This is a genomic window from Acinetobacter sp. 1000160 (genome assembly GCF_000588715.1).
Classification (GTDB): Bacteria; Pseudomonadota; Gammaproteobacteria; order Pseudomonadales; family Moraxellaceae; genus Acinetobacter; species Acinetobacter courvalinii.
In genome coordinates this window covers 20,227-27,297 of the sequence record NZ_JFWP02000015.1, presented here as the reverse complement: position 1 = coordinate 27,297, position 7,071 = coordinate 20,227, and the positions used below count along the sequence as shown (strand labels likewise).

Annotated in this window: 5 protein-coding genes and 1 pseudogene; 2 read left to right on the top strand and 4 right to left on the bottom strand. The window is 42.0% G+C overall.

Annotated elements, in window-relative coordinates; all coding sequences use genetic code 11:
- The 3 genes and pseudogenes from J699_RS19385 to J699_RS00335 all read right to left on the bottom strand — a co-directional run.
- A pseudogene (locus J699_RS19385) lies at positions 1 to 116 on the bottom strand (4-(cytidine 5'-diphospho)-2-C-methyl-D-erythritol kinase); the annotation flags it as partial.
- A gap of 18 nt (positions 117 to 134) precedes the next feature.
- Entirely contained in the window at positions 135 to 716 is a 582-nt protein-coding gene (gene lolB, locus J699_RS00330; RefSeq protein WP_032867926.1) for a lipoprotein insertase outer membrane protein LolB, read from the bottom strand.
- A 4-nt stretch (positions 717 to 720) separates the two neighbouring features.
- Positions 721 to 2,439: a tetratricopeptide repeat protein gene (locus J699_RS00335; protein WP_032867924.1), complete on the bottom strand. Its 1,719-nt coding sequence runs from the start codon at positions 2,437 to 2,439 to the stop codon at positions 721 to 723.
- 79 nt (positions 2,440 to 2,518) lie between these two features.
- On the opposite strand from J699_RS00335, the gene hemA reads away from it, so the two are divergent.
- Both hemA and J699_RS00345 read left to right on the top strand, forming a co-directional pair.
- Positions 2,519 to 3,802, top strand: coding sequence for a glutamyl-tRNA reductase (gene hemA / locus J699_RS00340; protein WP_032867922.1), 1,284 nt, complete (start codon positions 2,519 to 2,521; stop codon positions 3,800 to 3,802).
- A 180-nt stretch (positions 3,803 to 3,982) separates the two neighbouring features.
- Entirely contained in the window at positions 3,983 to 5,131 is a 1,149-nt protein-coding gene (locus tag J699_RS00345) for a YadA C-terminal domain-containing protein (RefSeq protein ID WP_032867920.1), read from the top strand.
- A gap of 52 nt (positions 5,132 to 5,183) precedes the next feature.
- Here J699_RS00345 and J699_RS00350 read toward each other — a convergent pair whose 3' ends face one another.
- Entirely contained in the window at positions 5,184 to 7,067 is a 1,884-nt protein-coding gene (locus J699_RS00350) for a DNA primase (RefSeq protein ID WP_032867918.1), read from the bottom strand.
- Positions 7,068 to 7,071 lie beyond the last annotated feature (4 nt).

The window sequence follows — 7,071 nt, the reverse complement described above, 5'->3', positions numbered from 1 at the left end:
CAGTCGTATAAATCAATCAACTGAAAAATGGTCTGTAATTCATGATAACCATTGTCACGACGACCGGTGATATGCAGAAACAAATTCAGCTTGGCGGGGGAAGGCACTCTAATCATAAAAAATAATCTAAAAAATTATCGGTTTTGAATCACCATTGTAATACGGTTTTCTTTACCGTCTGCAAGAGCTTGCTTCAACAAAAGCTTATTCGGAAGCGTTTGTGCATCGTTATAACTGAAATCTACAGTCCAGCCATCTTCAACTAGCTGTTTAAGACGATTTTGCTCATCTTTACTCACCTGAGCATTCTGGGTTGCGGGTTTGGCTTGTATCCAGTAGGCAAGATGCATAATCGGCGCTTGCCAACCGGTTGCTTTTTCTAGTAATTCTTCTGGTGTTGCGGCCGTAATCAAGCCTGTTTTAGCGCTATTTAAGGTGACTTGACCAGGTTTGCCTTCAATCTGGGTTTTACCTACGCCGAGGATACCGGTCAGCTCAATATCAAACTGATCCTGTTGTTGTACCCATGTAAAAAATGCACTGCCAGATTGTTGCGGTGTGCGGACACCGATTTTGCCTTGCAGGTTAAAATTATTTTCGTCTTGTAGTTGTGGTGAAGCAATCACTTTATTGGGCTGGCTCAGACTCTGACAACCGGTTAAAAACAAAATGCTACTGCTACACACGGCGAAGCATAATTTTGAAAACACGCGCATGGGTTTAACTCTTTTTTACAGTGATGGGTAAGATTAAGCTATCAAGCTGTTGTAATTGTGGGGCATTGGCATGTTTTTGTTTCAATTGCTGTAACACCTCGCTAAATTGCGTGAGTGCGCCTTGCATATACAAGGCTTTGGCATAGCGAATACCAATATTGACATTTTGACTGAGCGAATAGGCCTGACCAAGCACTTTGGCAGCTGTGTCAAAATCATTTTGTAAGAAAGCGATATAACCCAGAGTATCCAGAATCGATGCCTGTTCAGGTGCAAAATCCAGTGCCATTTCGGCGTATTTACGCGCCTCCTTGAGGCGGCGGTTTTGCAAGGCCAGGGTGTAGGCATATGCATTTAGATAGGTTGGGCTATTCGGCTCAAGCACCAGCAATTGCTTTAAGGTTTTGTCTAATTTTTCCCGATCTGTGTATGGGTCGAGTAACAGCACTTCGGCATAAATCAGTTCCGGATCATCCGGCAAATTCTTGATGGCTTCATCCAGCAACGCCAAAGCGGCCTTTTTGTTATCCATTTTCTTGAGAATATCGGCCTGTGCCTGATAGAGGAAACTGGCATGTTGCGGATAGTTAACACGTTCCTGTGTCAGGAAGCGTAAGGCATCATTGAGCTGTTCCTGTTTCTCGAAAATCGCAATCATGTTGCGTCGGGAAACGATATACAGGCTACCATCGACCAGACGATAATAAGCCTTGGCTGTTTCATAATGCTGTTTGCGCTGGGCATTGATCGCCAGATAGTAATAGGCTTCATTTTGATATTTGGCCGATGACCGTAATTCCACCAGATATTGCTCGGCTTTTTCATATTGCTTCAGGTCAATACTGGTCAAACCTGCAATAAACAGGGCTTCTTCGGCTTTGGGATGATCTTTAATGATATCTTCAAGTTTGTCTAAAGCTTGCTGCTGCTGGTTGATCTGAATGTAATAGCGTGCTTCGGCCAGACGAATATCAATATTGTTTTTATTCTTGCGACTTGCCTTGGCAAACCATTTCTGTGTTTCTTCATCATCTTGCAAAGCCATGAGCAGATTGGCTTTCATTAAAATGAAACTGGTGGTTTTCGAGCGTTTTCGTAATGCCCGATTAATATTTTTAAGCGCTTGTTCATACAAACCATCTTGCGCTTCTAAACCTGCAATCAAGGCCAGAATAGAGGGATTGTTACGCTCTTCACTGGCACGCAGGGCATTTAACAGCACTTCGCGGTCTTGTGCCTGTTCGGGGGCAATCCCGGCTAAAATTTCTTCCAGATCGGCAGTCGGATCAATATTTAAAATTTTATCTAGTGTTTTTGCAGCAAGCTCGTACTCATGCGTTTTGAGCGCGATATGCGATAAATAGAATAACGCTGGTACATCTTTGGGTTCTTGCTCTACCCAATGGGTTGCAATGTCTAAGGCAGACTGTAAGTCATTATATTCTAAGGCAACATCTAGGGCGCGCTGCTTGATGGTGGTTGAATTACTACGAATTGCAAGCACGGTATAATTGTGTAGAGCGGTTGCAATATCATCATAAGCAAGAGAAAATTCAGCAATCATGCTTTGTTGTAAAGCATTTTCAAAGCTGTTATCTGCATACATGTCGTGTATTGCTTGTGCAGAGACATAAGAGCTCATGCTACCTAACAACAAGATTGTGGTAGAATACCGTCTAATCGTCTTGCCGCTAAAAAGGGTACGGCGATATAGCTGACGCAATTTTTATTGATCCAAAGTAATGCTTTTTATGACACCGATGTTGCACAATAACATAAATTTAGCGAAATGATGATCTGATATGTCTTTCTTTGCATTGGGTGTCAACCATCAAACAGCTTCTGTTGAACTTCGTGAACAAATTGCTTTCAATGCAGAGCGATTAGCTGCGCTATTGCTTGAACAAAACCAGAAGTCATCCTTGAATGACCTTGTGGTGGTGTCGACCTGCAACCGCACCGAAGTCTATGCCATGACAGAAGATGCGGAAAGTGTCCTGAACTGGCTGGCCCAAGTGAATAATATTGATGTAAAACAGTTAATTCATCATGTTTATCGTTACGAGAATGCTCAGGCTGTTACACATTTGATGCGGGTTGCCAGTGGTCTGGATTCGCTGATGCTGGGTGAACCACAGATTTTGGGACAGGTAAAAAGTGCCTTGGCGCTGTCAAAAGAGGCAGAAACCGTTTCACCTGAACTGAACAGTGTCTTTGAATATGCCTTTTATGCCGCCAAGCGGGTCCGTTCTGAAACCTCTGTCGGAAGTCATGCCGTTTCAATGGGTTATGCCGTTGCTCAGTTGGCATTACAAGTATTTAGCCGTCCAGAAAAACTGACCGTAATGGTGGTGGCTGCGGGCGAGATGAACAGTTTAGTCGCCAAACATCTGGCTGAAATGGGGGTGGCAAAGATCCTGATTTGTAACCGTAGCCGTGAACGTGCCGATGTTCTGGCACAGGAAATTGCCCATCAGGTCGATGTTGAAATTATTCCTTTTACGGAACTTGCACAGAATTTGCATCGAGCAGATGTCATCTCGAGTTGTACAGGTAGTTTGCATCAAGTGATTGAATATTCAGATGTCAAAGCGGCATTGAAAAAACGTCGCTATCAACAGATGCTGATGGTCGATTTAGCGGTGCCACGTGATATTGATCCTAAAGTTGAATCACTGGATAACGTGTATTTGTATGGCGTTGATGATTTGCAAAGCGTAATTGATGAAAATCTGGCACAACGTCGTCAGGCAGCGGTTGAAGCCGAGGTTATGGTCAATCAATTGGCCACCCAGTTGATGACCCAGCAAAAAGTCAAAGAGGCGAGTGGTACCATTCAGGCCTATCGTCAGCATAGTGAAGAAATCAGTCAGAAAGAATTGACGCATGCCTTAGAGTCATTACAGCATGGTCATGCCGCAGAGCAGGTCTTACAAGAGTTCGCGCATCGTTTAACCCAGAAGTTAATGCATCCGACCTCAATCTTGCTAAGAGAAGCCGCCAAAGCTGAAAATCCAGATTATTTCGAATGGCTACAGCAGCATTTACAAGACGTATTTGAGCATGAGCGTAAGCCGAGACGGTAAGAATACTTTTTAGTTGGATTTAAGAATTTATTTTAACTTATAAGTAAACAGTGATTTGCCTAAGAATGATATTAACTAAATAATTTTTTTAGAGTAAATAACGATTTATATATTTGCATAGCAGATAGAATAGAAGTATTTTATGCATCTGAAAAAATCACTTTAAGAAAGAACTATATAATGAAATTAAAACATCAAATATTAACCCTGTCGCTAATCTCAATTTTAAATACACATATTCGTGCTGAAGATGTTGTAACAGAGAATCTGCAAGTTAAAAGTCCGTATGGTGCAGTGGTAGCTTCAATTTCAGCAGGGGCTGCTGAAGATGCTTATTTCTATATGCACGGAGAGAGCTATATTTATGGTACATCTACCGTTGTCGGAGAATTAAAAGCAACAGAATTGAATGCTGATAATATACGTATGACGGATAACAATAACAACACGCTGTTAGAAATTTCAGAGCAGAACACCGGTAAGGCTAATTTATATTTAAAAGGCTATGGTTATATAAGTGATGATTTAGTTGTTGATGAAAAAATTATTACGAAAGATTTGGAAGTTAAAGGCACAATAAGAGGAAATGTTACAGGGAATATTGTGAGTAATGATATCTATGCAAAGTTCTTAGAGAGTGAAAAGCAGAGGACTCAGTCTTTAGAAGTAACGGGGCATTTAAATGCAAAAAATATAGATTTACAAGGAACGAATATCTCTTCTTTAGCTGATGCTACACAGGATAATCAGGCGGTTAATTTAAGACAATTGAACGCAGCTTCAACAAAAAATTTAGCTGATGCGAAAACTTATACTGATAATACTGCAAAAACTTTACGTGATGAGAATAAAGCAGAATTTGTAAAAGTAAATAAAGCGATGCAGGATGGTGATAAAGAAACTTTAGCCTTAGCAAATAAAGCCATACAGGATGGTGATCAAAAAACTTTAGCGCTGGCGTATAAAAATACCACTGAAACAGCTACAACGATTCGTTCTGAAATGGAAAGAGCGAGTATCAATGTTTTAAATAATTCTAAATCTTATACTGATTTCCGTGTTGATCGTTTAAATGAAGATTTGCAATCTTTTAAAAAAGACTCTTATGCAGCTACAGCAGCGAGTCTTGCAACAGCATCTTTACCACAGCCTAGTAATGCTGGCTATAGCATGGTGAGTGCAGGTACTGGTACTTGGAAAGGTCAACAAGGATTTGCAGTTGGAATGAGTGGAATCTCAGAAGATAATAAAGTTATTTATAAGTTGGCAGGAACAGGGAATACTCAAGGTGATTTTGGGGGTTCTGCTGCTATTGGATATCAATGGTAATCCAAAAATAGATCGGGATATAAAAAATCTCTCGTGAAACGAGAGATTTTTCTTAAGACAGCAAGCGCAAACTAATTTGCTTGGTTAACTCATTCAGCTGTTGACGCAAATTGCGTGATTCAATCAAGGAAATCGGCGATTTAAGTTTTAAGCGCAGATATTTTTCTTGTAAACCCAATGCATATTCTTTGGCAAGTTTATCTGCAATTTCAGGTGCTTGAGTTAAAGATTGAATATTAGTGCGTTGCATAATATCAGCCAGCTCATGACTATAACTACTACATGCACCTAGCACATAATAGGTTGCCAGTTCCTGATCATCAGGCAATTCATCAAACACGATATTCAATACGGCTAAAATTTTTGCCAGTAATTCATCCTGATCAATCACCGCGCGTAATTCTTCAAAATGAATGTACAAGAAGGGATGGTGCATCAAAATCGCTACCGCAAAATCTTCATCTTTGGTCTGGATGTTAAAAGACAATGAGGCATCGTGACTGACTTGGGGGGTAAAACGTTTGCCTAAACCCAGCTTTTCACGGAAAGACTGACTCAGCAAATAGCGGAAAGAACCGTGCTTAGGCAACAATTCAGTCAGTTCGCGCAGTTCACCCATCACCAGACTTTTACCCTCAGGCGTGCTGACGTCATGTTGTCCGGTTAAATGGGCAAACACAAAGTCGGATAACAGCGGCGCCTGTTGCAGTAATTTCTGGAAGTTTTCCAGACCCTCACGGCGGATCAGCGAGTCAGGATCATGTTCATTGGGTAAAACAAAGAATTTTAATTCACGGCCATCATTCAGTAGCGGTAGTGCAATTTCCAAGGTACGGCGCGCGGCCTTTTGTCCTGCGGCATCCCCGTCAAAGGCAATGGTAATTCTAGAGTTTTGTTTAAATAACGTGGTTAAGTGATCGGCATTACTGGCTGTTCCAAGTGTTGCGACGGCGCCATTGATACCGTATTGCTGTAGCGCAATTACGTCCATATAGCCTTCCACCATCAACCAGTCATTGGCTTTCAGTTTACGGCCTTCATAGAGACCGTAAAGCAACTGGTTTTTATGGAACACTTCCGAGTCGGGTGAGTTGATATATTTCGGTTTAATCTCGTCATTCAGTGCACGACCACCAAAACCGACCACACGACCTTTATGATCGCGAATCGGGAAAATCACCCGTTCACGTAACAAGTCAAAATCCCGGCCACTGTCGCTTGAGCGAATCAGGCCGAGCTGTTTTAAGCCTTCAATATCTTGTGGAAAGGCTTTTTCAAGATGCTGCCAGTCTTCTGGTGCATAACCTAAACGCCAAAACTGGATGGTTTGTGCCGAGAGGCCACGTTGTCTGAAATAGTGTTGGGCTTTTTGACTATTCGGTAACTGGCGTTCATAAAACTGCGCCACATTCTCCAGCAGATCATACAGATTACCTTCCTGTACCTGTTCATCCATGTTGAATGAGGGATCAAACTGGGCAAACGGATCATCCATCACCCGATCCATATCGACAAAATGTCCATCGATAAATTCGTCGACTACAGGTGGTGCGACTGGATTTTCTTGTACAGGTTTTACCGGTTGAGGAGCAGCAGCTTGTTGCGGACTGCGTTTATAAGAGAGTTTCTTATTGTCATGGTTATCTTTGGGGAGGTCGACACCGGTCTTGTTAGACAGCTCTTTCATCACATCGACAAAGTTACGGCCGTCGATATCCATCAGGAAACGGATGGCATTGCCATTGGCCTGACAACCAAAGCAGTGATAATACTGCTTGTCACGATAGACATGGAAAGACGGTGATTTTTCCTGATGAAATGGACAACAGCCGGAGTAGGTACGCCCCGTCTTTTTTAACTTCACACGCTGACCGATCAAATCGACAATGTCGGTTCGATCCAGAATTTGATCAATCGTATGCTGTGGAATTGCCATGTGC